Annotated in this window: 26 protein-coding genes; 6 read left to right on the top strand and 20 right to left on the bottom strand. The window is 53.6% G+C overall.

The features are described from left to right. Positions 1 to 129 precede the first annotated feature (129 nt). The 4 genes from yfcG (at position 130) to I6L74_RS01890 (ending at position 2,674) form a co-directional block, all read left to right on the top strand. Positions 130 to 759: a GSH-dependent disulfide bond oxidoreductase gene (gene yfcG / locus I6L74_RS01875; RefSeq protein ID WP_059179333.1), complete on the top strand. Its 630-nt coding sequence runs from the start codon at positions 130 to 132 to the stop codon at positions 757 to 759. Between the two features lie 72 nt (positions 760 to 831). Beyond that, positions 832 to 1,194, top strand: a complete 363-nt coding sequence (gene folX / locus I6L74_RS01880; protein ID WP_059179334.1) for a dihydroneopterin triphosphate 2'-epimerase — start codon at positions 832 to 834, stop codon at positions 1,192 to 1,194. A gap of 19 nt (positions 1,195 to 1,213) precedes the next feature. Continuing rightward, entirely contained in the window at positions 1,214 to 2,107 is an 894-nt protein-coding gene (locus I6L74_RS01885; RefSeq protein ID WP_059179335.1) for a TIGR01777 family oxidoreductase, read from the top strand. A 57-nt stretch (positions 2,108 to 2,164) separates the two neighbouring features. Beyond that, positions 2,165 to 2,674, top strand: coding sequence for a GNAT family N-acetyltransferase (locus tag I6L74_RS01890; protein ID WP_059179336.1), 510 nt, complete (start codon positions 2,165 to 2,167; stop codon positions 2,672 to 2,674). Positions 2,675 to 2,707: 33 nt separating this feature from the next. On the opposite strand, the gene hisP is transcribed toward I6L74_RS01890, so the two are convergent. From hisP to pdxB, 15 genes are all read right to left on the bottom strand, one after another. Next, positions 2,708 to 3,481: a histidine ABC transporter ATP-binding protein HisP gene (hisP, locus tag I6L74_RS01895; RefSeq protein ID WP_059179337.1), complete on the bottom strand. Its 774-nt coding sequence runs from the start codon at positions 3,479 to 3,481 to the stop codon at positions 2,708 to 2,710. 8 nt (positions 3,482 to 3,489) lie between these two features. Continuing rightward, positions 3,490 to 4,203 carry an ABC transporter permease gene (locus I6L74_RS01900; protein WP_059179338.1) on the bottom strand — a complete coding sequence of 238 codons (714 nt, stop codon included), beginning with the start codon at positions 4,201 to 4,203 and terminating at the stop codon, positions 3,490 to 3,492. Next, positions 4,200 to 4,886 carry a histidine ABC transporter permease HisQ gene (locus I6L74_RS01905; RefSeq protein WP_059179339.1) on the bottom strand — a complete coding sequence of 229 codons (687 nt, stop codon included), beginning with the start codon at positions 4,884 to 4,886 and terminating at the stop codon, positions 4,200 to 4,202. Before I6L74_RS01905 ends, I6L74_RS01900 begins: the two co-directional genes overlap by 4 nt. A gap of 88 nt (positions 4,887 to 4,974) precedes the next feature. After that, on the bottom strand, positions 4,975 to 5,757 hold the full coding sequence (gene hisJ / locus I6L74_RS01910; RefSeq protein ID WP_059179340.1) for a histidine ABC transporter substrate-binding protein HisJ: 783 nt from the start codon (positions 5,755 to 5,757) through the stop codon (positions 4,975 to 4,977). Between the two features lie 242 nt (positions 5,758 to 5,999). After that, the gene (gene argT, locus I6L74_RS01915; RefSeq protein ID WP_059179341.1) at positions 6,000 to 6,782 is read right to left on the bottom strand and encodes a lysine/arginine/ornithine ABC transporter substrate-binding protein ArgT; all 783 of its coding nucleotides are present in this window, start codon (positions 6,780 to 6,782) and stop codon (positions 6,000 to 6,002) included. A 290-nt stretch (positions 6,783 to 7,072) separates the two neighbouring features. Then, positions 7,073 to 7,642, bottom strand: a complete 570-nt coding sequence (locus I6L74_RS01920; protein WP_059179342.1) for a UbiX family flavin prenyltransferase — start codon at positions 7,640 to 7,642, stop codon at positions 7,073 to 7,075. An 88-nt stretch (positions 7,643 to 7,730) separates the two neighbouring features. Next, the gene (gene purF / locus I6L74_RS01925; protein ID WP_059179343.1) at positions 7,731 to 9,248 is read right to left on the bottom strand and encodes an amidophosphoribosyltransferase; all 1,518 of its coding nucleotides are present in this window, start codon (positions 9,246 to 9,248) and stop codon (positions 7,731 to 7,733) included. A gap of 129 nt (positions 9,249 to 9,377) precedes the next feature. Then, complete coding sequence (gene cvpA / locus I6L74_RS01930) at positions 9,378 to 9,866, bottom strand: colicin V production protein (RefSeq protein ID WP_015959860.1); 489 nt, start codon at positions 9,864 to 9,866, stop codon at positions 9,378 to 9,380. A gap of 253 nt (positions 9,867 to 10,119) precedes the next feature. Continuing rightward, positions 10,120 to 10,821 (bottom strand): cell division protein DedD, encoded by a 702-nt coding sequence (dedD, locus tag I6L74_RS01935; RefSeq protein WP_059179344.1) that lies wholly within the window; start codon positions 10,819 to 10,821, stop codon positions 10,120 to 10,122. Then, positions 10,811 to 12,079: a bifunctional tetrahydrofolate synthase/dihydrofolate synthase gene (gene folC / locus I6L74_RS01940; RefSeq protein WP_059179345.1), complete on the bottom strand. Its 1,269-nt coding sequence runs from the start codon at positions 12,077 to 12,079 to the stop codon at positions 10,811 to 10,813. The genes dedD and folC overlap by 11 nt, the downstream gene beginning before the upstream one ends. A 69-nt stretch (positions 12,080 to 12,148) precedes the next feature. Beyond that, positions 12,149 to 13,054 carry an acetyl-CoA carboxylase, carboxyltransferase subunit beta gene (gene accD / locus I6L74_RS01945; RefSeq protein ID WP_059179500.1) on the bottom strand — a complete coding sequence of 302 codons (906 nt, stop codon included), beginning with the start codon at positions 13,052 to 13,054 and terminating at the stop codon, positions 12,149 to 12,151. A 154-nt stretch (positions 13,055 to 13,208) separates the two neighbouring features. Next, a complete protein-coding gene (locus tag I6L74_RS01950; protein ID WP_059179346.1) occupies positions 13,209 to 13,868 on the bottom strand; it encodes a DedA family protein in 660 nt (219 codons plus the stop codon). 27 nt (positions 13,869 to 13,895) lie between these two features. After that, positions 13,896 to 14,708 carry a tRNA pseudouridine(38-40) synthase TruA gene (truA, locus tag I6L74_RS01955; protein ID WP_059179347.1) on the bottom strand — a complete coding sequence of 271 codons (813 nt, stop codon included), beginning with the start codon at positions 14,706 to 14,708 and terminating at the stop codon, positions 13,896 to 13,898. Next, a complete protein-coding gene (locus I6L74_RS01960; RefSeq protein WP_059179348.1) occupies positions 14,708 to 15,721 on the bottom strand; it encodes an aspartate-semialdehyde dehydrogenase in 1,014 nt (337 codons plus the stop codon). Before I6L74_RS01960 ends, truA begins: the two co-directional genes overlap by 1 nt. 67 nt (positions 15,722 to 15,788) lie before the next feature. Then, positions 15,789 to 16,925: a 4-phosphoerythronate dehydrogenase PdxB gene (gene pdxB / locus I6L74_RS01965; RefSeq protein WP_059179349.1), complete on the bottom strand. Its 1,137-nt coding sequence runs from the start codon at positions 16,923 to 16,925 to the stop codon at positions 15,789 to 15,791. Positions 16,926 to 17,043: 118 nt separating this feature from the next. Between pdxB and flk the strand changes: the two genes are divergently transcribed. Further along, entirely contained in the window at positions 17,044 to 18,048 is a 1,005-nt protein-coding gene (flk, locus tag I6L74_RS01970) for a flagella biosynthesis regulator Flk (protein WP_059179350.1), read from the top strand. A gap of 145 nt (positions 18,049 to 18,193) precedes the next feature. On the opposite strand, the gene fabB is transcribed toward flk, so the two are convergent. Then, on the bottom strand, positions 18,194 to 19,411 hold the full coding sequence (fabB, locus tag I6L74_RS01975) for a beta-ketoacyl-ACP synthase I (RefSeq protein ID WP_059179351.1): 1,218 nt from the start codon (positions 19,409 to 19,411) through the stop codon (positions 18,194 to 18,196). A gap of 157 nt (positions 19,412 to 19,568) precedes the next feature. Between fabB and mnmC the strand changes: the two genes are divergently transcribed. After that, on the top strand, positions 19,569 to 21,569 hold the full coding sequence (gene mnmC / locus I6L74_RS01980) for a bifunctional tRNA (5-methylaminomethyl-2-thiouridine)(34)-methyltransferase MnmC2/FAD-dependent 5-carboxymethylaminomethyl-2-thiouridine(34) oxidoreductase MnmC1 (RefSeq protein WP_059179352.1): 2,001 nt from the start codon (positions 19,569 to 19,571) through the stop codon (positions 21,567 to 21,569). Between the two features lie 51 nt (positions 21,570 to 21,620). On the opposite strand, the gene I6L74_RS01985 is transcribed toward mnmC, so the two are convergent. Genes I6L74_RS01985 through mepA form a run of 4 tightly spaced genes read right to left on the bottom strand, consistent with a single transcriptional unit; the run spans position 21,621 to position 24,091 of the window. Beyond that, positions 21,621 to 21,899 (bottom strand): YfcL family protein, encoded by a 279-nt coding sequence (locus I6L74_RS01985; protein ID WP_059179353.1) that lies wholly within the window; start codon positions 21,897 to 21,899, stop codon positions 21,621 to 21,623. Positions 21,900 to 21,912: 13 nt separating this feature from the next. Next, positions 21,913 to 22,458, bottom strand: coding sequence for an elongation factor P hydroxylase (locus I6L74_RS01990; protein WP_059179354.1), 546 nt, complete (start codon positions 22,456 to 22,458; stop codon positions 21,913 to 21,915). Beyond that, entirely contained in the window at positions 22,458 to 23,267 is an 810-nt protein-coding gene (locus I6L74_RS01995) for a sulfite exporter TauE/SafE family protein (protein ID WP_059179355.1), read from the bottom strand. Before I6L74_RS01995 ends, I6L74_RS01990 begins: the two co-directional genes overlap by 1 nt. Continuing rightward, complete coding sequence (mepA, locus tag I6L74_RS02000; protein ID WP_059179356.1) at positions 23,267 to 24,091, bottom strand: penicillin-insensitive murein endopeptidase; 825 nt, start codon at positions 24,089 to 24,091, stop codon at positions 23,267 to 23,269. The genes I6L74_RS01995 and mepA overlap by 1 nt, the downstream gene beginning before the upstream one ends.

A 24,091-nucleotide genomic window follows, 5' to 3' on the forward strand; every position in this document is an offset into this window, starting at 1 on the left:
CATCGGCAGTTCGGTTTTCATCCAACATATCGCCTCCTGGCTTTCCTGTCACTTGATCAAAACTCACGATTTACCGCAAGCACCTATACTCGATTCTATTCGCTGAGCCATGTTACGACAGGAGTTGAAATGATAGACCTCTATTACGCCCCAACCCCAAACGGTCATAAAATCACGCTTTTTCTGGAAGAAACACAATTAGATTACCGTGTCATTAAAGTGGATATCAGTAAGGGGGATCAGTTCAGGCCCGACTTTCTGGCCATCTCCCCCAACAACAAAATCCCGGCCATTGTCGATAGCGAGCCGGCCGATGGCGGAAAGCCATTAAGCTTATTTGAATCTGGCGAGATCTTGCTGTATCTGGCTGAAAAATGCGGAAAACTATTGAGTGGTGAATTGCGTGAGCGCCACCACACGCTGCAATGGCTCTTCTGGCAGTCCAGCGGGCTGGGGCCAATGCTTGGGCAAAATCATCACTTTAATCATTTCGCCCCGCAGACCATTCCCTATGCCATCGAACGTTATCAGTTTGAAACTCAACGACTTTACACCGTGATGAACAAACGGCTGGAGACGTCGCCATGGCTGGGCGGAGACCATTACAGCATTGCTGATATCGCCTGCTGGCCGTGGATCAACGCGCATGAGCGTCAGCGAATCAATCTGACCAACTATCCTGCGGTAAACAACTGGTTCGAGCGAATCCGTCACCGCCCGGCAACCGAACGTGCCATGCAGAAAATGCAGCAAATATAAGCGCGTGGCGGAATGTGCGCGGCGTATTTCCTCATGTATCATGAGGCAAATAATGAACGGAGGAAGCCTGCAATGTCACAGCACGACGCGATTATTCGTATAAAAAATTTACGCCTGCGCACGTTTATTGGGATCAAAGCCGAAGAGATGGAGAATCGACAGGATATCCTCATCAATGTGGTTATCCATTATCCGGCTGATAAAGCGCGCGCCAGTGAGGATATTAACGATGCGCTGAACTATCGCACCGTTACCAAAAACATCATTAAATATGTTGAAAACAACCGTTTCTCGTTGCTGGAAAAATTAACTCAGGATGTGCTCGATATCGCACGCGAACATCATTGGGTCACTTATGCTGAGGTAGAGATCGATAAACTTCACGCGCTACGCTATGCCGACTCCGTCTCGATGACGTTGAGCTGGCGAGGCTAAGCGCAAGCCAGGAGGTTGCATGAAGATTCTGATGACAGGCGGTACTGGCCTGATTGGTCGCCATCTTATTCCACGTTTGCAAGCGCTGAAACATGACGTCACCGTCGTCACGCGCAGCCCGGATAAAGCGCGCCAGGTGCTCGGCAATGATGTTGGCATCTGGAAAGGGCTGGCTGAGCATCAGAATCTCGACGGCTTTGAAGCTGTCATCAATCTCGCCGGTGAACCCATTGCCGATAAGCGCTGGACGGAGCAGCAAAAACAGCGTTTGTGCGATAGCCGCTGGAACATCACGCAAAAACTGGTCGATCTTTTTCATGCCAGTGAAACGCCGCCATCGGTATTCATCTCAGGATCGGCTGCGGGTTACTACGGCGATCTCGGCGAAGTCGTTGTCACCGAAGAAGAGCCTCCGCATAACGAGTTCACCCACAAACTGTGCGCCCGTTGGGAGCAGATTGCCTGCGGCGCGCAAAGCGATCGCACCCGCGTTTGCCTGCTGCGCACCGGCGTTGTACTCGCCCCCAAAGGCGGGATACTGGCGAAAATGATGCCCGTCTTTAAGCTGGGACTGGGCGGCCCCATTGGCAACGGACGTCAGTATCTGGCGTGGATTCATGTGGACGATATGATCAATGCGATTATTTGGCTGCTGGATAACGATCTGCGCGGCCCGTTCAATATGGTGTCGCCGTATCCGGTTCGCAATGAACAGTTTGCGCATGCGCTCGGTCATGCGCTAAAACGTCCTGCCATTCTGCGTGCCCCGGCAACCGCCGTTCGCCTGCTGATGGGGGAATCGTCGGTGCTCGTGCTTGGTGGGCAGCGTGCGCTGCCAAAACGACTAGAAGCGGCAGGATTTGCGTTTCGCTGGTATGACTTAGAAGAAGCCCTGGGAGATGTGGTGGGTTAAATTTGCCGCGTTACGTATGGTAAAGTCAGCATTCAGACTCACTGCGATGGCGTAACGATGGCAACAATCACCACTCCTCGACTCCTTCTCACTCCTTTTGAACCCTCCGACTGGGCGTTTTTTCGTTCGCTGCGTGAAGACCGCGACATCATGCGGTTTATGGCCAGCATCGTTTCAGAAAAAGAGACCCGTCGCGTTTTTGCCGCCCGCCTGACGGCGCAGCATACCTTTGTCATGCGCGCTCATGACGATGACACCCCGCTGGGTGACATTGGCCTGCAGGTGAGCACCCAGTTCCGTGAAGAGGCAGACATCGGTTACACCGTAATTCCGCAAGCGCAGGGCAGAGGTATCGCCAGCGAAGCACTACGCGCGGTGTGCGATTACGCATTTAACCTGGTGGGCGTTAAAGCGGTGAATGCGTATGTGCTGGCGGACAATGTCGGTTCTGTGCGGGTGCTTGAGAAAACCGGATTTGTGCGTACGCAGGTGTTGGAAAAAGCCTACGAGATTGACGGCGTGAAGTTTGACGACTGGGTGTATCGGCTGGAAATGAGTGCGGTTTGATGCCCTCTCCCAGCGGGAGAGGGGGAACGATAACTACTTGAGTGACCCTTTCAAAAACTGCTGCAAGCGCGGGCTTTTCGGATTCGCTAAAACGTCATCCGGATGTCCTTGCTCTTCGATTTTGCCCTGATGCAGGAAGATGACGTGGTTAGATACGTTACGGGCAAAGCCCATTTCGTGCGTCACCACCACCATCGTTTTTCCCTCTTCGGCGAGCTGTTGCATGATGCGCAGCACTTCACCCACCAGCTCCGGGTCCAGCGCCGACGTCGGTTCATCAAACAGCAGCACTTCGGGCTCCATCGCCAGAGCACGCGCAATCGAAACGCGCTGTTGCTGGCCTCCTGACAGATGCACCGGATATTTAATCTGCTGGCGCTCGTCAATGCCCACTTTCGCCAGATATTTTTCTGCGCGGGTGCGTGCCTCTTGCTTGCTCAGACCTAATACCTGAATCGGCGCTTCCATCACGTTCTCCAGCACCGTCATATGGCTCCAGAGATTGAAGTGCTGGAATACCATCGTCAGACGGGTACGCAGCAAACGCAGCTGATGTTTATCCGCCACTTTCAGCTGTCCGTCTTTATCGCGCACCAGATTAATTTGTTGCCCGCTGACGATGATAGAGCCTTCGCTCGGTTTTTCGAGGAAGTTAATGCAGCGCAGGAAAGTACTTTTCCCCGAACCGGATGACCCGATAATGCTGATGACATCGCCCGCGTTTGCCTGCAACGACACCCCTTTCAGCACTTCATGTTCGCCGTAGCGCTTGTGCAAGTCGATAACGTTTAGTTTGTTCTCAGCCATCTTTATTCTCAGTGCGTCGAAGGTTTGACATGCTGCAGCCAGCGTTTTTCCGCTTTACGGAACAGGCTAATCAGAACGTACGAAATAATTAAGTACAGCACCGCAGCGAGACCGAATGCGGTAAAGGGCTGATAGGTCGCCGAGTTAATATCACGGGCGATTTTCAGCAAATCCGGTACGGTGGCGGTAAACGCCAGCGCGGTGGAGTGCAGCATCAGGATCACTTCATTGCTGTAGGCCGGGAGCGCAATACGCAGCGCCGAGGGCAAAATAATGCAGCGATAGAGTTTCACCGATGAAAAGCCGTACGCCCGACCCGCTTCAATCTCACCGTAAGGCACCGAACGAATCGCCCCTGCGAAAATCTCGGTGGTATATGCACAGGTATTCAACGTCAGTGCCAGGACGGTACAGTTCAGCCCGCTGCGAAAGAACGCATTCAGCATCTCGGTGCCTTTCACGATCTCAAGCGTATACATCCCGGAATAGAACACCAGCAGTTGCACGTAAAGCGGCGTTCCGCGAAACACATAGGTGAACAGCCAGATCGGAAAGCGGATGTACTTATTGTTCGAGACGCGACCAATCGCTAAAAACACCGCCAAAATTCCGCCGACTACGACGGAGGAGATCAGCAGCCACAGGGTGATCGCCACGCCGGTGAAGCGATAGCCATCTGTCCACAGCAGCGATTTCCAGTATTCCTGAATAATCTCAATCACAGGTCAGCCCTCTTCACACCCACGGAATAGCGACGTTCGAGTAGAAGCAGCACGCCATTGGAGACGGTGGTAAACACCAGATAAATCAATCCGCATACGACAGCAAAATAGAACGGTTCCCACGTGCTTTTCCCGGCAAGCTGAGTGGCTTTGACCACATCTTCCAGACCAAGCAGTGACACCAGCGCCGTCGCTTTGAGGATAACCTGCCAGTTGTTGCCAATGCCCGGTAAAGCAAAACGCATCATGGCCGGGAACATAATTCGACGGAAGATTTGCGACGCGGTAAAGCCAAAAGCGGTCGCCGCTTCGATATGTCCTCTGGGGACGGCCATGTACGCGCCACGAAACGTTTCAGTGAAGTATGCGCCGTAGATAAAGCCCAGCGTGATGATACCGGCCACCATCGGGTCAATATCAATTTGCGACATCCCGATGGCATCCGTCAGGCTGTTAAGCGCAATTTGCAGGCCATAGAAAATCAACAGCATCAATACCAGATCGGGTACGCCGCGAATCAGTGTGGTATAGGCTTCAAAGACCAATGCCAGAATTCGATTGCTCGAAAGTTTCGCTCCCGCACCCACCAGGCCTATCAGCACCGCCAGCACCACAGAACTGAGGGCCAGTTCGAGGGTGACAAGCGCGCCTTGTAAAATAACGCCAGAAAATCCGTACAGCATAACGCCTGCCCTGTCGTGTCGTGAGTGGTCAAACCGTGTCTTTTCCCCTCCCGTAACGAGAGGGGCCGCACGTTATTGAACAGCGCTATTAGCCGCCGTATACATCAAAATCGAAGTATTTCTTTGCCAGCTTTTCGTACGTTCCGTCAGCGCGCATTTCTGCAAAGGCCTTATTCAGCGCTTCACGCAGTTCATTATCTTCTTTGCGCAGACCCATACCGGTGCCGACGCCAAAGAGTTTTTCGTCCTTAATGGACGGACCGCCAAACTTATAGTCTTTACCGACCGGCGTTTTGAGGAAACCTTCGCTGGCAGCGACTTCGTCCTGGAATGCAGCGTCGATACGACCCGCAGTCAGGTCAGCGTAGATATTTTCCTGGCCCTGATAAGAGACGATTTCGATCCCTTTTGGCGCCCAGTGTTCATTGCCGTAGGTTTCCTGAGTTGTACCCTGCAACACGCCTACGCGTTTGCCTTTCAGGGACTCAAGTGTCGGCTGGATATCAGAGGCGTTTGCCACCACCAGACGAGAATCTGCCGCATAGAGTTTATCCGTGAAGGCAATCTCCTGCTGGCGCTTTTCGGTGATAGACAGAGAAGACATGATCACGTCAATTTTTTTCGCTTTCAGCGAGGGGATCAGCGCATCCAGTGGGTTCTCAATGTAGGTACATTGCACTTTGATACGTTTGCACAGCTCATTTGCCAAATCGATATCAAAACCGACCAATTCACCTTTCGAATTCTTCGATTCAAACGGGGCATAAGTGGGATCTGTGCCGATACGAACTTTTTGCGGGAGGGCAGCGAACGCCGCGGTAGCGCTGGAAAACGCCAGCACCAGTGAAAGTGACAACACCAGTTTTTTCATATCTATCCTCAACAAACTGTCTATTACGGGATTTTACGACGAGGGGGTGTCGTTAATGTGCCATCAATCCCCCAGACATGGCAAAGTATAATGCCCGCTGTATGGAGTTTTTTGCATCATAAGTGCTTAACTATGCACCTGACGACCCAACATGGTGCGTTTTTTGCACCACATTGGGTCATTCACACCCGAGGTGCACCATGGCAGGGAATCGCCATGGCACCCTTTCCCGTCTCTGACGATTAATCGCCGTAAACGTTGAAGTCGAAGTATTTTTTAGCCAGTTTGTCGTAGGTACCGTCTTTACGCAGTTCGTTAAAGGCTTTATCGAATGCGGCTTTCAGTTCGGCATCGTCTTTACGTAAGCCAATCCCGGTGCCGTCGCCAAAGTATTTTTTATCTTTAACCGACGGGCCCGCAAACGCAAAATCTTTACCTGCAGGCTGTTTCAGGAAGCCTTCGCTCGCCGCCACTTCGTCCTGGAATGCCGCATCCAGACGACCTGCCGCCAGATCGGAATAGATCAGATCCTGGTTCTGGTAAGCCACGACATCGACACCTTTTTCGCGCCAGTCAGCGTTAGCATACCCTTCCTGCGTGGAGCCCTGCAGCACACCCACATGCTTGCCTTTCAGCGATTCAATGGTTGGCTGAATTGGGGAACCTTTAGCAGCAATCAGACGGGAATCCGCAGCGTACAGCTTCTCGGAGAACGCAATTTCCTGCTGACGTTTTTCGGTGATAGAGAGTGAGGAGATAATCGCATCAATTTTTTTGGCTTTCAGCGACGGGATCAGCGCGTCAAAATCACTGCCCACCCATGTGCACTTAACCTGCATACGCTTGCACATCTCATTGCCCAGATCGATATCAAAGCCTACAAAATCACCTTTAGCATCTTTCGACGAGAATGGCGCGTAGGTTGCGTCGGTACCGATACGAACTGTCTGTGGAAGTGCTGCATAGCTGCTTGCCGCCGCACTTAACCCCACCAGCAAAGACAGAGCCAGAACCGTCTTCTTCATACATTTACCCTCAAGTGTCGTGATTTTATTATGTATTGTGTTGTGTGTTGTATTGCAGGCGATCCTTGCAGGTCTTATGCCACATTGCCGTCGGGTGAAAAAATCGACGTTAAATATGTTAATAAAACGTTGCGATAATGCCTTAATGGTGAAAGATAGCAGGTCTACCGAACGAACCGCAGAGGGAAAAGGGGAAAAAACGAATTAAATGTTGAGGATTTGATCGCGGTTGCATATTTGCCCCGAAACAGGGCAAATCCATTTTTCATGCACCGACGTTGTGCGAGGGATCAAGCGCCCTGCCAGCGGGTAAAGAGATCTTCTGGCAGGTCGATATCAAACTGATCAAGAACGCGGTTGACGGTCTGATTAATCACATCATCCAGCGACTGAGGCCGATGATAAAACGCCGGGACGGGAGGCATAATCACCGCACCCAGTTCGGCGGCCTGCGTCATCAAACGCAAATGCCCCAGATGCAACGGGGTTTCACGCACGCAGAGCACCAGGGGACGCCGCTCTTTAAGCACCACATCCGCCGCGCGCGTCACCAGCGTGTCCGTATAGCTGTTCACAATCCCAGAAAGGGTTTTGATTGAGCACGGCAAGATAACCATGCCAGCCGTTTTATATGAGCCGGAAGAGATGCTGGCGGCGATATCGCGGGCATCGTGCACCACGTTTGCCAGAGCCTGAACATCGCGCAGGGAAAAATCGGTTTCGAGCGTCAACGTCTGGCGTGCAGCCTGGCTCATCACCAGATGGGTTTCGACCTCTGGCACGTCGCGCAGCACTTGCAGTAAGCGTACGCCGTAAATTGCGCCACTGGCACCTGAGATCCCTACGATGAGTCGTTTCATAATTTCGCCCTTTCTTGTATCAGGGCAGACTTTGCAGGATTTTGCGGGGAGTTGCAAGTGAGGGCCAGCGCCCTCACTCGCGAAGGGATTAGCCTTCGTTGTGCATCTCTAAACTTTCGAGATCGTTTTGCATCTGAACGGCTTTAACGTCGTCATTGCGCAGCGAATCAAGATAATCAAGATATTGCTGATCAACATCTTTGGTCACGTAAATGCCGTTAAACACGGAGCATTCAAACTGCTGAATATCCGGGTTCTCAGCACGAACCGCGTCGATTAAGTCATCCAGGTCCTGGAAAATCAGACCGTCGGCACCGATTATCTGACGAATTTCGTCGACTTCACGGCCGTGCGCAATCAGTTCGTTCGCCGTTGGCATATCGATACCGTACACATTCGGGAAGCGAATTTCAGGGGCGGCAGAGGCCAGGTAGACTTTCTTCGCACCGGCTTCACGCGCCATCTCAATGATCTGCTCAGAAGTCGTGCCACGCACGATGGAGTCATCCACCAGCAATACGTTCTTATCACGGAACTCAGCGCGGTTGGCGTTCAACTTACGGCGCACTGATTTACGGCGCAGCTGCTGACCCGGCATGATAAAGGTACGGCCAACATAGCGGTTTTTCACAAAGCCCTGGCGGTACGGTTTACCCAGAATGCGCGCCATTTCCAGCGCGATATCGCAGGAGGTTTCGGGAATCGGAATGACCACGTCGATATCCAGATCGTCCCACTCACGGGCAATTTTTTCACCGAGTTTGGTTCCCATGTTAACGCGTGCGCTGTACACGGAAATTTTATCGATGAAGGAGTCTGGACGTGCGAAGTAAACGTACTCAAACAGGCACGGATTGCTGACCGGGTTTTCCGCACACTGGCGGGTAAACAGCTGGCCTTTTTCGGTAACGTACACCGCTTCACCCGGCGCAACGTCGCGCAGGAATTCGAAGCCCAGCGTGTCTAACGCCACACTCTCGGAGGCAACCATGTATTCGGTTCGGCCATCACCCAGATCGCGTTTACCCAGCACCAGCGGACGAATACCGTTCGGGTCGCGGAAGGCCACCATACCGTGGCCGATAATCATCGCGACGCAGGCGTAAGCGCCCCGAATCAGGCGATTTGTCGCGGCAATCGCGGCAAAAATGTTGTCTGCTTCCAGCGGATAATGGCGAAAGTTATCCAGCTCACTGGCAAAGATATTGAGCAGGATTTCTGAATCAGAAGTGGTGTTAATGTGGCGACGTTTCTCTTCGAAGAGCTTTTTACGTAGCTCATGCGCATTGGTCAGATTGCCATTGTGGGCAAGCGTAATACCGTACGGTGAGTTCACATAAAAAGGCTGAGCTTCAGAAGCGCTGGAACTGCCAGCAGTAGGATAACGAACGTGACCAACACCCATGTTGCCTTGCAGGCGCTGCATATGGCGGGCTTCAAACACATCGTTGACCAGGCCATTCGCTTTGCGTAAACGGAAGCAGTTGTTTGCATCAATCGTGATGATACCCGCTGCATCCTGACCACGGTGCTGAAGCACCGATAACGCGTCATAGATAGACTGGTTTACCGGCATGAAACCGGCGATACCGACAATACCGCACATTCGTCTTTTCCTCGTTAAGAGCGTGGTTTAGTAGGCGTCATTGTCGCAGGCCGTTTGAGCGCAGACAGCGCCCAACAACTGGAGCGAACACGTACCCTAATAAACCAAACTCTAAGCCACAACTCAGGGTTAGACCCTGGGCAAGAAACTCGACGAGCTTTGCAGATAGTCAAAGAACCATCTGATGATGAAGCTGAACTGTGGTATCAACTGCGATTTCTGCCAGTCTTCACCTTTTGAAACCCCGGTAAAGGTATCAAGGAAGAACAGTATCGCGGCCACAATCAATACGCCTCGCAACGCACCAAAACAGATCCCCAACACCCTGTCTGTTCCTGACAGACCGGTTTTCTCGACCAGCTGACCTATCACGTAATTGACGATAGCGCCGACGAGTAGCGTCGCAACAAACAGCACCGCGATGGCGATCCCATTTCGGACCAGTTCATCTTCAAAGCCCGTGAACCAAACGGACAGGTACGTGTAGTAATGACTGGCAACAAAGAAAGCACAACCCCATGTCACCAGCGATAACGCTTCACGAACAAAGCCACGGATCAGGCTAACCAGACAGGAAAAACCAATCACCGCAATGATGGCGTAATCAATCCAGACCATATATGTCCCACGATTAAACGCCCTGTCATCCAGTTCGGGGCGAATTCTAACAGAAAAAGAAAACGTTTGCGTAGGGATTTCCTTCCCCCGCGTAAATAAAAAAGGCGCTGAAAAAATGTTCAACGCCGAGGGCTTCTTACGTCTCTTCGGACGGATGCCTGGACCTTCTCCTCTCACCGTCCCCCTCTCCTCAAAGGGAAAATGGGACGGTTTTCTCCCGCTCTTTTTAGAGAAAGGGACGGGATAAGGTCAATCAGTTTGCACTGTAATTCATCACCACGCCGCTCAGACCTGAAATCTGCTTCAGCTCGCCAAGCGACCCTTTCAGTTTATCTTTCGAGGCATCCGGGCCGACGAGAATGCGGGTAATTTTACCCTGCACTGGCGTCGAAGGTGAAGTGTAAACACGATATCCCGCACCGCGTAATTTACCGACGACTTCATTGACTTTATCGGCATTTTTTAACGCGCCCAACTGCACAACGTAGGCTTTTCCGGTTGGTGCAGGTTTTTCTTCCTGGACCGGTTTTTCCGGAGGCACTTCCGTCGCAGCAGCAATTTGCTCGCTGGCTTTATCTCGCTGCGGTTTCGGTTGAGGTTTTTCGACAGGTTTTGCTTTCTCGACAGGCTTCGGTTGCACCACCGGCTCTGCGACAGGATCCAGCTCGTTGCTGCCGTTGCCGGTTAAGCGAGTGCCATCCAGCGATGGCGCAGCCGCGTCTCCGGCGCGCACTTCTTCCGCGGCACCTTCTGGCGGCTGTGCCGGCAGCGCCTGCGTTGCCGCAGGTAACATGTCAGGTTCATCACGATCGCCTGGTTTTGGCACCAGTGGGATTGCCGCAAATTCATCCTGATAATGTTTTTTTTGCCCATCCAACAGGCCAGGAAGAATAATCACTCCCAGCGCCACCAACACAATGGTTCCTGTTAAACGGTTCTGAAACTTACTCGCCACTGGTTCTCCCCGCGTCCATCACTTCCATGACATGTGCAACGGTATGGAATGACCCACATACCAGCACGGTATCTTCAGGTTTAGCATCAGCCATCGCCGCATGCCACGCCTGTGCCACGCTATCATAAGCGGTTCCTGCGCTGATATGTTCCATCAGCTGTTCAGCAGTCGCACCGCGTGGCCCTTCCAGTGGAGCACAATACCAGCAATCGACAACACTCTCCATGCAGGCCAGCGTACCGCCAATATCTTTATCATGAAGCATACCGATAACCGCCAGAACGCGCCCGTTTTTTGGCAATGATTTCAGGCGTTCTGCGAGATAGCCAGCAGCGTGTGGGTTGTGCGCAACGTCCAGAATCAAACGCGGCGATTCACTCACTATCTGGAAACGTCCCGGAAGCATAGCGTTTTGGATGCCGTCGCGGATAGCCTGCTCGCTGACGTTCAAACCGCTTGCGCGTATCGCTGCGAGCGCGGTGGCGGCATTGGGCTGAGGAACATGCGGGAGCGGAAGATGCTCGAGAACACCCTGCGCATCACTGAAGCGCCAGTCGTTTTCCGTCACGTCATACTGCCAGTCCACGCCACGACGCAGCAGGACAGAGCCCTTTTCTTGCGCCACATCGGCAATGGTATGCGGCATATCAGGCTCGCCCACGACGGCCGGTTTATTCGCCCGGAAAATGCCCGCTTTCTCACGACCAATACTTTCGCGGTCCGGTCCCAGCCAGTCGATATGATCCAGTGCGATGCTGGTGACCACCGAAACATCGGCATCAACCATATTGGTGGCATCAAGACGCCCACCGAGACCGACTTCCAGGATCACTACGTCCAGCTTCGCCTGCTTAAAAAGCCACAGCGCCGAGAGCGTGCCGTACTCGAAATAAGATAAGGAGATCTCACCACGCGCCGCTTCGATTTCAGCAAAAGAGGCGGTGTGCGCAGACTCTGGCAGCTCGGTATTTTGAATGCGAACGCGCTCTGTGTAGCGTACCAGGTGCGGAGAGCTGTACACGCCAACCTTATACCCTGCCGCCATCAGCATTGATTCCAGCGTACGGCAGGTGGTGCCCTTACCGTTGGTGCCGGCGACGGTGAAAACGAACGGCGCGGGTTTCAACACATTAAGGCGAGCCGCTACCTGGCTGACGCGATCAAGCCCCATATCGATGGTTTTACTGTGCAGGTTTTCCAGATAAGAAAGCCACGTGACCAGGGGCGACGTGGCTTGGGGAATGCTGTTGTTTTCCATGATACGCACTTTTCAGTTACGGTGAGAAAGCAAAAGGGCAGCGCCGTTTGGCCCTGCCCTTTCGAGTTATCAGGCTTCGGGTTCCTGATCCGGTACAACGACGCTTTCGCGTGGTTCATCCGGGCTCGGCGCAGGCAGATTCATCAGCTTCGCCAGGATACTTGCCAGTTTCAGGCGCATTTCCGGACGGCGAACGATCATATCGATGGCGCCTTTTTGGATGAGGAATTCGCTGCGCTGGAAGCCAGGCGGCAATTTCTCACGCACGGTTTGCTCGATAACACGCGGACCCGCAAAGCCAATCAGGGCTTTCGGTTCAGCGATGTTCAGATCGCCAAGCATGGCGAAGCTCGCCGACACGCCGCCCATGGTCGGGTCAGTCAGTACGGAGATATACGGCAGACCACGTTCCTGCATTTTGCCCAGTGCCGCAGAGGTTTTCGCCATCTGCATCAGGGACATCAGCGCTTCCTGCATACGTGCGCCACCCGAGGCGGAGAAGCAGATCAGAGGACAGTTGTCTTCCAGTGCCTGCTCAACGGCACGGATGAAACGCGCGCCCACGACAGAACCCATCGAGCCGCCCATAAAGGAGAACTCAAAGGCTGCAGCGACAACCGGCATCTCGTGCAGAGTGCCTTTCATCACCACCAGCGCATCTTTCTCGCCGGTCTCTTTTTGCGCAGAAGCGATACGATCTTTGTATTTCTTGGAGTCACGGAACTTCAGCAGATCTTTCGGCTCAAGTTCACTGCCCAGCTCTACCATCGAGCCTTCATCCAGCAAGCTATGCAGGCGATTGCGCGCCGACATACGCATGTGATGGTCACACTTCGGGCAAACCTCAAGATTGCGTTCCAGCTCAGCGCGGTACAGAACCTGGCCGCAGCTATCACACTTGGTCCACACCCCTTCAGGAATACTCGCCTTACGGGTTGGGGCTATGTTGCTTTTAATTCGTTCAATCCAGCTCATTGATAACCTTTCTGCCTGAACCTGGTCGTATGCCAGTTTTGCTGTAAGCGGCGCATAATGCCATTTTTGCCACAAACAGACCATGAATGTTGCACATTAAAACATAACAGCCCGAAACTTTGGATAAAAAAGTGGTCGAACCGCAAATGCGTACTTACTTCGCTTGCTTTGCTGCTGCTCGTTTGTGTCGAATGATTTCGACCACACCCGGCAGAACCGAGAGCACAATGATAGCAACAATCAATAACTTAAGATTTTCCTGCACGATCGGCAGGTCGCCAAAGATGTAGCCTGCATAGGTAAACAGCAGAACCCACAGCAGCGCGCCGATGACGTTATACGCCGCAAAATGACGATAGGACATGTGCCCCATTCCCGCAACAAACGGCGCAAACGTTCTAACGATCGGAACAAAGCGCGCCAGGATAATGGTCTTCCCACCGTGACGTGCATAGAACGCGTGCGTTTTGTCTAAATAACTGCGACGGAAGATCTTTGAGTCTGGATTGCTGAACAGTTTTTCACCAAACAGCCGCCCAATAGTGTAATTCACCGCATCGCCAACAATCGCCGCAACAATCATGAGCATCACCATCAGGTGCACATTCAGATCGTTGGTCGGAAGCGCTGAAAGCGCACCCGCGACGAACAGTAGGGAATCCCCCGGCAAAAATGGTGTCACGACCAGGCCGGTTTCACAGAACAAAATCAGGAACAGAATGGCATACACCCAGACGCCGTATTGCGCGACCAGCTCCGCCAAATGCACATCAATATGCAGGATGAAATCGATAATAAAATGTATTACGTCCATATTGGTTAAGCCTTAATTGCAACTGCGTTAGTCCGCTAAAAACAGCGGGCCCATTGGCGGTTTTGGAAGGTCAAAACGTTCTGGATAATCAACTGAAACCAGATACAAACCTTCCGCTTTTGCCGTTGCTGCTGCAAGCGTTCTGTCCTTCGCTGCCAGCAGTTCTGCAATCCAGCTCTCCGGCTGGTGTCCGGCGCCCACTTCCATCAGGCTGCCAACAATATTCCGCACCATATGATGTACAAAGGCATTTGCTTTGATATCCACCACCACATACGCGCCATAACGGCTGACGTTTATGTGCATCACGTTTCGCCACGGCGTGCGCGACTGGCACTGCACCGCGCGAAACGAGGTAAAGTCATTTTCACCAATCAGCGATTGCGCAGCGCGCTGCATACGTTCCGCATCCAGCGGCGCGTAAAAGTGCGTCACACCTTGCCCAAGTATCGCCGGGCGAAGGCGCTGATTGTAGATGATGTAGCGATAGCGACGCGCCGTGGCGCTGAAACGCGCGTGAAAATCATCCGGCACATCTTTCACCCAGCGCACAGCGATGTCACCAGGTAAATTCGCATTTACGCCAAGCGTCCATGCAGCATCTTTACGCACCGACGTGGTTTCAAAATGCACCACCTGACCGGTACCGTGCACGCCTGCGTCAGTACGACCCGCGCAATAGACAGCGATCGGATGATTCGCCACCTGAGAGAGCGCTTTTTCCAGTTTTTCCTGAACACTGCGCACTTCATTTTGACGCTGCCAGCCATAGTATTTACTGCCATCGTACTCAATTCCAAGGGCAATTCTATGAACCGGCTTAAGTTCCACTTCTGACATCAGTACAGATACTCCTGCACCAGTTTCTCGGCGATTTTGACGGCCATTAGCGCGCCACCAAAACGGACGTTATCGGCAACCGACCAGAACTGTACTTCACCTGGTACACCGTAGTTATTACGCACGCAGGCGACGGAAAGATGCGCGCTGCCGGTTGCATCCCCCACCTGGGTCGGGAAATCCGTTTCATCGCTCAGGGAGATATCATCGCAGCGTTCAAACGCTTCGCGGGCTTCATCGGCGGCCAGTGGGCGCAGCGCTTCAAAGCTCACCATCTGCGCATGACCGTAAAATACGGGAGACTGTACGCAACTGACGGAAACCATCAGGCCTTCGTCCTGCATCACTTTCCGCGTCTCTTCGACAATACGGCGTTCTTCACGCACGCTACCTTCGCGATCCGGCAGGATTGGCATCATGTTGAACGCCAGTTGACGACCAAAGAAATCATCTTCGTCAACCGGGATACCGTTCAGGAGTTTCGCGCTCTGCCCTGCCAGCGCATCGACGGCCTTTTTCCCGCGCGCGGAGACAGAAAGCAGGTTGGTGACTGAAATACGCGATAAACCGCCATCGTCGATCAACGGTTTAAGCGCCGTCAGAAGCTGGCTGGTCAGGCTATCCGGTACGGCGATAATATTGCGATTACGGTAATCTGCCAGCACAAACGGGTTAACGTCCGGTACGACCAATGGGACGTCAGGCTCCAGCGCAAAATGGCCACTCAAATCGATAACTAAACAACCTGCGTTGGCGGCTTCGTCGGCGTAAGCGGCTGATGCCTCAGCGCCCGCGGCAAAGAACGCCAGTTGGGCCTGCGACCAGTCAAACTGTGCGACATCCTGAACGCGCACCGTTTTTCCTTCATAGCGCAGCCCTTCGCCCGCGCTTTCTGCGCGCGCCAGTGCAAAAATTTCTCCCACCGGGAATTGACGCTCCGCAAGTGTTTCGAGCAGGGCTTCGCCCACAGCGCCAGTGGCACCCAGTACGGCAATATTCCAGCCTTCAGACATGGTGGTGTACTCCAGAAATGAATTAGCGTCCCCGCCAGATTATCCGGCAGGGAGCATTAAGAAGACATTAACGCGCCGGGTTATGTACGGCGTTAAAACCTAAGTTATTCAATAACGCTGCCGCATCGGCATCGTCACAAATCACATACAAAGAAGACCATTCGCGGCGCTCAAGATAGTTCTTGCGCAGCTTGTCAAACTCCCCCGGAATTCCTGCTACTTTTCGCAGCAGCGCGTCATCGCGGCGCACATCATACACTAAATGCACCAGCCTTTTTAGCGAAGACGCGTCGAGTGGGCCATGGAGCGTAATACGGCCGAATTCCGGCGCAGGCAGCAGCGTATCAAGCGCCACCTGCTGTGCATTGCCGATAAACGCGCTATAGGCCTCAAAGACCTGCGTTGTACCGCGTGCTTTACCTTCCAGCGTGTAGCCCGCGATGTGTGCGGTTGCCACGTCAACGCGATTCAGCAGCGCCACGTTGAGATCCGGTTCTGGCTCCCAGACATCCAGCACAACGCTAAGATTTTGCCCCTCTTCCAGACATTTCAGCAATGCTGCATTATCCACAACCGGGCCACGGCAGGCATTTATCAGAATAGCGCCAGGCTTAAGGCGACGAATCAGCGTCTCATCGGCCAGATGGAACGTTTTATATGCGCCGTCTTTAAACAGCGGCGTATGGAAGGTGATCACATCCGCTTGCTCGACCAGTTCATCAAGGGTGACAAAATGGCCTTCATCACCGCGATCGGCGCGCGGCGGATCGCAGAGCAGCGTGCGAATCCCCAATGCCTCGAGACGTTTTTGCAGACGGCCGCCCACGTTACCGACACCGACAATGCCCACGGTGAGGTCCTGAAGCGCAAAGCCATCACGCTCACCCAGCATCAATAACGATGAGAAAACGTATTCCACAACCGCAATCGCGTTACAGCCAGGCGCTGCCGAAAATCCAATACCGGCTTTGGCGAGCCAGGCATCATCCACATGGTCGGTTCCCGCCGTAGCGGTACCCACAAACTTGATGCCTTTTCCGGCCAGAAGCGTCTCATTCACTTTGGTCACGGAGCGCACCATCAGGGCATCCGCATCGTCGAGTTCAGCAACGGGAATAGGACGACCAGGAACAGCTTTGACGTCGCCCAGGCGGCTGAATAGCTCCTGAGCGTAAGGCATATTTTCGTCAACGAGGATTTTCACGTCTGAGTACCTGTTTGAGAGGAAGTTAACCGGGCAAGTGTGCCATAATCTCGCCCCCAGGCATACACGTACAGGTGGCCTGGATTACGGTGAGTAACGACTTTAAGGATTTATGACGATGCAGCCCATTTCAGGTACGCCGCCGCGCCCTCCAGGTGATGGCCCGGGAGTTCCCTCCGCCGCTGGCGAACAACCGCTTTCTACGCTGCAGCGCACCGTGCTGGAGCGTCTGATCGTCCGTCTTGTTGCCCTCACTTCGCAACAGAGTGCGGAAGTATGGGCTGGGGTCAAACACGAGCTCGGGCTGAAAAACGATGCGCCGTTGTTGTCGCGTCACTTTCCAGCGGCGGAACAAAACCTGAATACGCGTCTGAACACCGCGCAACAAAATCACACCACGCGCCAGACAATCTCACAGCTCACCGAGCTGTTAGGTCAGGGTAACAATCGCCAGGCGGTGAGTGATTTTATCCGCCAGCAATTTGGCCAGACGGCGCTGAGTCAACTGACGCCGGATCAGCTAAAAACCGTGCTGACGCTGCTGCAAAATAATGAAATGTCGATTCCGCAGCCGCAAACGCGCCCGGCGACAGAACGCTCGCTCTTGCCCGCAGAGCACAACACGCTCAAGCAGATGGTGACTAAACTCGCCGCTGCGACCGGAGAACCCACGAAGCTCATCTGGCAATCCATGCTGGAACTTTCTGGCGTAAAGGATGGCGAATTAATCCCAGCCAAACAGTTTACCCATTTGGTGACCTGGCTTCAGGCGCGTCAGACGTTGAGCACGCAAAGCGCGCCAACGCTGCACACCCTACAGGCTGCGCTAAAACAGCCGCTTGAGCCACGGGAATTTGAAGCGATACGTGATTACGCACAACAAAACTGGCAGGTGACGCCGCAAGCGGTACTGACGACCGCGCAGGTGCAGGATCTCCTCAATCAGATTTTTGTCCGCCGCGCTGAGCGCGAATCGGGTGTGCCTGAAGCCCGCAACATCCAGCCAATTTACAGCCCGCTGTTTGCGCCCGTGGTGGAAACCCTCAAATCAATGTCCGCGCGCCCAGGGCTGATGTTCATTGCCCTGATGATTGCGCTGGCGATCATGTGGATTGTGATTTAAGCGCAAATGCTCGTGCAGGTGCGAAAAATTCGTTGAAAACGTGCTAAGTGGCATCTGTGCCGAGCGGCATAACACCCAAATACATATACAAAAAGGGAGCCATCTGGCTCCCTTTTTACGTGATGTTTAACGTGATACGGAAAACTTACGCTTTCAGTTTACGCATAACCAGCGTGGCGTTCGTCCCGCCGAAGCCGAAGCTGTTAGACATAACGGTCGTCAGCGTTTGCTCAGTTGGCTTGGTCACGATGTTCAGACCCGCAGCCTTCTCGTCCAGTTCTTCAACGTTGATGCTTGGTGCGATAAAGCCATGTTCCAACATCAGCAGTGAGTAAATGGCTTCCTGAACGCCAGCAGCACCCAGAGAGTGACCGGTCATCGCTTTGGTGGCGGAAATGGCCGGGCTGTTGTCGCCGAACACTTCACAGATGGCGCCCAGCTCTTTCACGTCGCCTACTGGCGTAGACGTCCCGTGGGAGTTCAGGTAATCGATCGGGGTGTCCAGACCTTGCATCGCCATCTTCATGCAGCGCACTGCGCCTTCACCGGATGGAGCGACCATATCTGCGCCATCGGACGTTGCGCCGTAGCCCACGATTTCTGCATAAATGTGCGCGCCACGTGCCAGCGCATGTTCCAGCTCTTCAACGACAACCATACCGCCGCCGCCCGCGATAACGAAACCGTCACGGTGCGCATCATAGGTACGGGACGCTTTTTCTGGCGTTTCGTTATATTTGGTGGACAGTGCGCCCATCGCATCAAACTCACAGGCCATTTCCCAGCCCAGCTCTTCGCCGCCGCCGGCAAAGACGATGTCCTGTTTACCCAGCTGAATTTGTTCAACCGCGTTACCGATGCAGTGTGCTGAAGTCGCACAGGCAGAGCTGATGGAGTAGTTTACGCCGTGAATTTTGAACGGCGTCGCGAGGCACGCGGAAACCGCTGAACCCATCGCTTTGGTCACAACATACGGACCCACTGCTTTCAGGCCACGCGGGCTACGCATAGCGTCAGCACCGAATACCTGCGCTTTTGAAGAACCGCCGGAGCCTGCAATCAGGCCCACGCGTGGGTTGCTCTGATAAACTTCTTCGCTCAGACCAGCATCAGCTATCGCTTCCTGCATGGAGAGATAAGCATAAATAGAGGCATCGTTCATGAAACGAACCACTTTACGGTCAATCAAACCGGTGGTGTCCAGTTTGACGTTACCCCATACGTGGCTACGCATACCTGAATCTTTAAACTCTTCAGAGAAAGTGATCCCAGAGCGTCCTTCACGCAGAGATGCCAGGACTTCCTGCTGGTTGTTACCGATGCTGGAAACAATGCCCAAGCCAGTAATCACTGCACGTTTCATTCAATACCTCTATAAGTCGCACTATTAAAGTTTCGACTGGCACAATAGCGTACACTTGTACGCTGAACAAGTCCGATCAGCCAATTTCTGTGGAAATTTGCACCAGCGGGCTCACATCGTTAAGATCATGCCACTGCCTGTCAGACGAGTAACTTACGTGAAACAAAACGTCGTACAACCTGCTAACCTTGAGTTCAACGCTGAGGGTACACCTGTTTCCCGAGATTTCGACGATGTCTATTTCTCTAATGATAACGGGCTGGAAGAGACCCGTTATGTTTTTCTGGATGGAAACCACCTCAACGCGCGCTTTCCCCTCCATAACCGCAGCCAATTTGTCGTGGCGGAGAGCGGTTTTGGCACCGGTTTAAACTTCCTCACCCTTTGGCAGGCGTTTGAGCAGTTCCGTGCTGACCATCCCGAAGCTACGCTACAAAGATTACATTTCATCAGTTTTGAGAAATATCCCCTCACCGGTCACGATCTCAAACTGGCGCATCAGCATTGGCCAGAACTGGCACGGTGGGCAGAACAGCTACAGGCGCAGTGGCCGTTGCCGATCGGCGGATGTCACCGCCTGTTACTGGATGAAGGTAGAGTCACGCTCGATTTATGGTTCGGCGATATCAATGAACTGACCGACCAACTCGACGACTCACTCAATCAACAGGTCGACGCCTGGTTTCTCGATGGGTTTGCTCCGTCCAAAAATCCGGATATGTGGAGCGAGCAGTTATTCGCTGCAATGGCGCGTCTGGCCCGCCCCGGTGCAACCCTGGCAACATTTACCTGCGCCGGATTTGTTCGTCGTGGCTTGCGGGACGCCGGTTTTACCATGCAAAAATGCAAAGGTTTTGGCCGCAAACGCGAAATGCTCACGGGCGTCATGGCGCAGGACAATGCCCCAAGCCCCCGCGCGCCCTGGTTTACCCGCAGCGGCATTGAAAAACGTGAAACGGCGATTATTGGCGGGGGCATCGCCAGTGCCCTGCTGGCCTTTGCATTACTTCAGCGCGGCTGGCGGGTGACGCTCTACTGTGCCGACAACTCACCGGCAAATGGCGCCTCCGGCAACCGTCAGGGCGCGTTGTATCCGCTTCTGAGCGCTCACGACCCGGCGATCAGCCAGTTTTTCCCGGCAGCCTTCACCTTCGCTCGTCGCCTGTATGACGCTCTTCCCGTTACCTATGCGCACGACTGGTGCGGTGTGACGCAGCTCGGCTGGGATGAAAAAAGCCAACAAAAAATAGACCAAATGCTGTCACTGGGTTTACCGGAACAAATCGCAACAGCCGTGGATGCGCAGCAGGTTCTGGAAAACACCGGTGTGCCAACCGGCTGCGGTGGCATTCACTACCCTGAGGGCGGGTGGTTATGCCCGGCGGAACTGACGGCTGCGGTGATAAGCCTGGCGCAGTCTCGCGGCCTGGATGTGCATTACGGTTATCAACTGGAATCCCTAAATCATCAGGAAGGTGACTGGCAGTTACGGTTCAACAATGACGCTGATGCCCGGCACTCAAGCGTTGTGCTGGCTAACGGCCATCGCATTGGCGATTTTTCGCAAACAGAAAAGTTACCCGTTTATCCGGTTGGTGGTCAGGTCAGTCATATTCCCACAACTCCACAGCTCGAAAAACTCCGTCAGGTGCTCTGTTATGACGGTTATTTGACACCGCAAAACCCAGCAAATGGCCATCATTGCATAGGCGCCAGCTATCATCGCGGCCAGACAGAAATGGAGTACAGCGAAGCCGATCAGCAGCAAAATCGCCAGCGTTTAGTGGATTGTTTCCCGAAAGCCGAATGGGCAAAAGAGGTGGATGTCTCTGACTCAGATGCCCGCTGCGGCGTGCGGTGTGCGACGCGGGATCACTTGCCGATGGTCGGGAACGTGCCGGATTACGAATCGACGCTGACGCAATATCAGGATCTTGCCGAGCACAACAAAACCGCAGTCACTGCGCCGGTATATCCAGGCCTCTTTATGCTGGGCGCGCTGGGATCGCGCGGGCTGTGTACCGCCCCGCTGCTGGCAGAAATCCTGGCATCACAGATGAGCGAAGAGCCGATTCCGATGGACAGTACGACGCTTGCGGGTCTGAGTCCAAATCGTTTGTGGGTGCGGAAATTGCTGAAAGGGAAAGCGGTGAAATAAGACGTGGTCTGAACCCTCTCCTGGGAGAGGGTTCTCACACGGGCAGAAAATTTACTGCAACTTTGCCTGATCAAACAGGTTATCCCACATATCCAATACCAAAGACTGGTCGCGTGGAGAAAGCTCGCCTGCCTGAATGGCTTTTTCAAGGCCACGCCCCACGGCAGCGTGAACGGCTTCAGGCGAGTGATCGTCGCCCGCTTCCAGCTCCGCTACGGCAAGCGTCAGGTGACCACGCAGATAACCGCTGGCAAACAGTTCATCGTCACTGGCGTGCTCTACCATGCCATCAATTAGCGCCAGAATGCGTGATTCAAATTCTGCGATCATCTTCTTTCCTCAGTTAAATATCTTCCGGCCATGGGAAGTGTTCCGCCTTTAATTCCGGCGTGTGGTAGTAATCCTGCAATGCTTTGATGAAACGCGCCGGACGTTCCGGGAAGCCTTTCTCAAGATATTCCATCACCTGCGCATGAACGCGGCGCTGGAAGGTAATTCTGTCTGGCTCACAATCGCCTTCGAGATTGTCACAGCTGACGTTAAACGGAAAACCTGCCGCCACGCAGAACAGCCAGTCGAACGCCTGGGGTTTGACTTCCACATCTTCAAACTGACCCTGCGTCGCCGCATCTCGCCCGTCCGGGCAGTACCAGTAACCAAAGTCTACCAGCTCGCGACGCGCTTTCCCGGCAATACACCAGTGGGAAATTTCATGCAACCCGCTGGCATAAAAGCCGTGCGCAAACACAATCCGGTTGTACGGCACGTCGGCATCAGCAGGGAGATAGATCGGTTCGTCGTCGCCTTTAATCAGACGGGTATTAAAATCATCAGCGAAACAGCCGTCAAAGATTTCAATCAGCTGTTCATAATTATGTGTACTGTTCATTAGTTCATCCCCAACCAGTGGAGGATCTCCTGTCCGTGGCTGTCATAAAGAAGTTTGGCGCTCATCACCGCCGACACAATAACAATCATGGGACGAATGAGTTTCTGCCCTTTACTTAATACCAGGCGAGAGCCCACGCGCGCGCCTAAAAACTGCCCCACCATCATCACAAAACCGGTCGCCCAGATAACTTTGCCACCGATAATAAACAGCAGCAGGCCGCCGAGATTAGAGGTCGCATTCAGCACTTTGGCATGCGCGGTGGATTTGGCGAGATTAAAACCGGCAAGCGTAACAAACGCCAGCGCATAGAACGAACCCGCGCCAGGACCAAAAAATCCGTCGTAAAAACCGACGCAACCGCCAGCAATCAGGGCGAACGGCAAACCGTGCAAACGACGCTGTCGGTCTTCTTCGCCAAGCTTTGGCATCAGCAAAAAATAGAGACCAATACAGATAACCAGAATCGGTAAAATTTGGCGCAAAATATCGGACTGGACATGCTGAACCAGCAGCGCGCCTGACGTTGAGCCGATAAACGTCATCAAAATATTGAGCTTCTGATCGGCAAGGCTAACGACTTTGCGACGAATAAAATAAATTGAGGCCGAAAGTGAGCCGCCACAGGCCTGGAGTTTATTGGTTGCCAGCGCCTGCGCAGGGCTCATGCCTACGGCCAATAGCGCGGGAACCGTTAATAATCCCCCGCCCCCCGCCAGCGCATCAATAAAACCGGCCAGCATGGCGACAAAAAAAAGCACCGCCAGCAACAGCGGTGACACCATGAAAAGATCGACGAAGTTATCCATTACAGTACATGCTCATCCAGTAGCGCCTGGCAGGAAGGCGGCAACGGAGGCGGTGTCTTCTTCTCAGGCTGAGTGGTTCCAGGTTTGGCAGGTTCAAACCAACTTTGTAGTTCAGCGCCACAGCCGTCGCCAGGCGGAGGTAATGGCTGGTCTTCGCACTCAAGGCTGTTCGCCGGGCAACGTAAGCGGACATGCATGTGCGCGCGATGCTGGAACCACGGACGAACTTTGCTTAACCAGTCGCGATCCGTTCCGGCATCCAGACAGAGCTGCTGTTTGATTGCCGGATTGACGAAAATACGCGTTACATCGTTATCTTTCGCGGCCACTTTAATCAAACTGAACACATCGGGCGTCCACAGTGACGGCACAACATTTTTGCCGTCACGCGCGACCAAATCCAGCGCCTGAGGTTTAAGCAACTGTGCTGAACTCCAGCGTGTTTTTGGCAATTGCAGGAAAATATCGACATCAAGTCCCGACTGGTGGCTGGCGTGCCCGCCATTAAAGCGACCGCCCGCGGGCATACCCATATCGCCAATCAGCATCGTCCCCAACCCCAGATTGTGAACCCGATCCCCCAAACGCTGGATAAAAGTCACCAGATCAGGATGACCAAAGTAACGGCGCTGATCGGTTCGCATCACCTGATAGGTATCGGACTGCAACGGCAATTCCTGCGCACCTACTATACATCCGTTGGAAAACGCGCCGATCGACTGCGCGCTGCCCGCCACCGGATGGGTGATTTTTTGCCACGGAGTGGCTGCCAGACTGGCTCCACTGGCAAGCAGTGCCAGCAGAGCAATTGCGGTTTTTTTCAT

The organism is Lelliottia amnigena (genome assembly GCF_019047465.1).
GTDB classification, from domain to species: Bacteria; Pseudomonadota; Gammaproteobacteria; order Enterobacterales; family Enterobacteriaceae; genus Enterobacter; species Enterobacter amnigenus.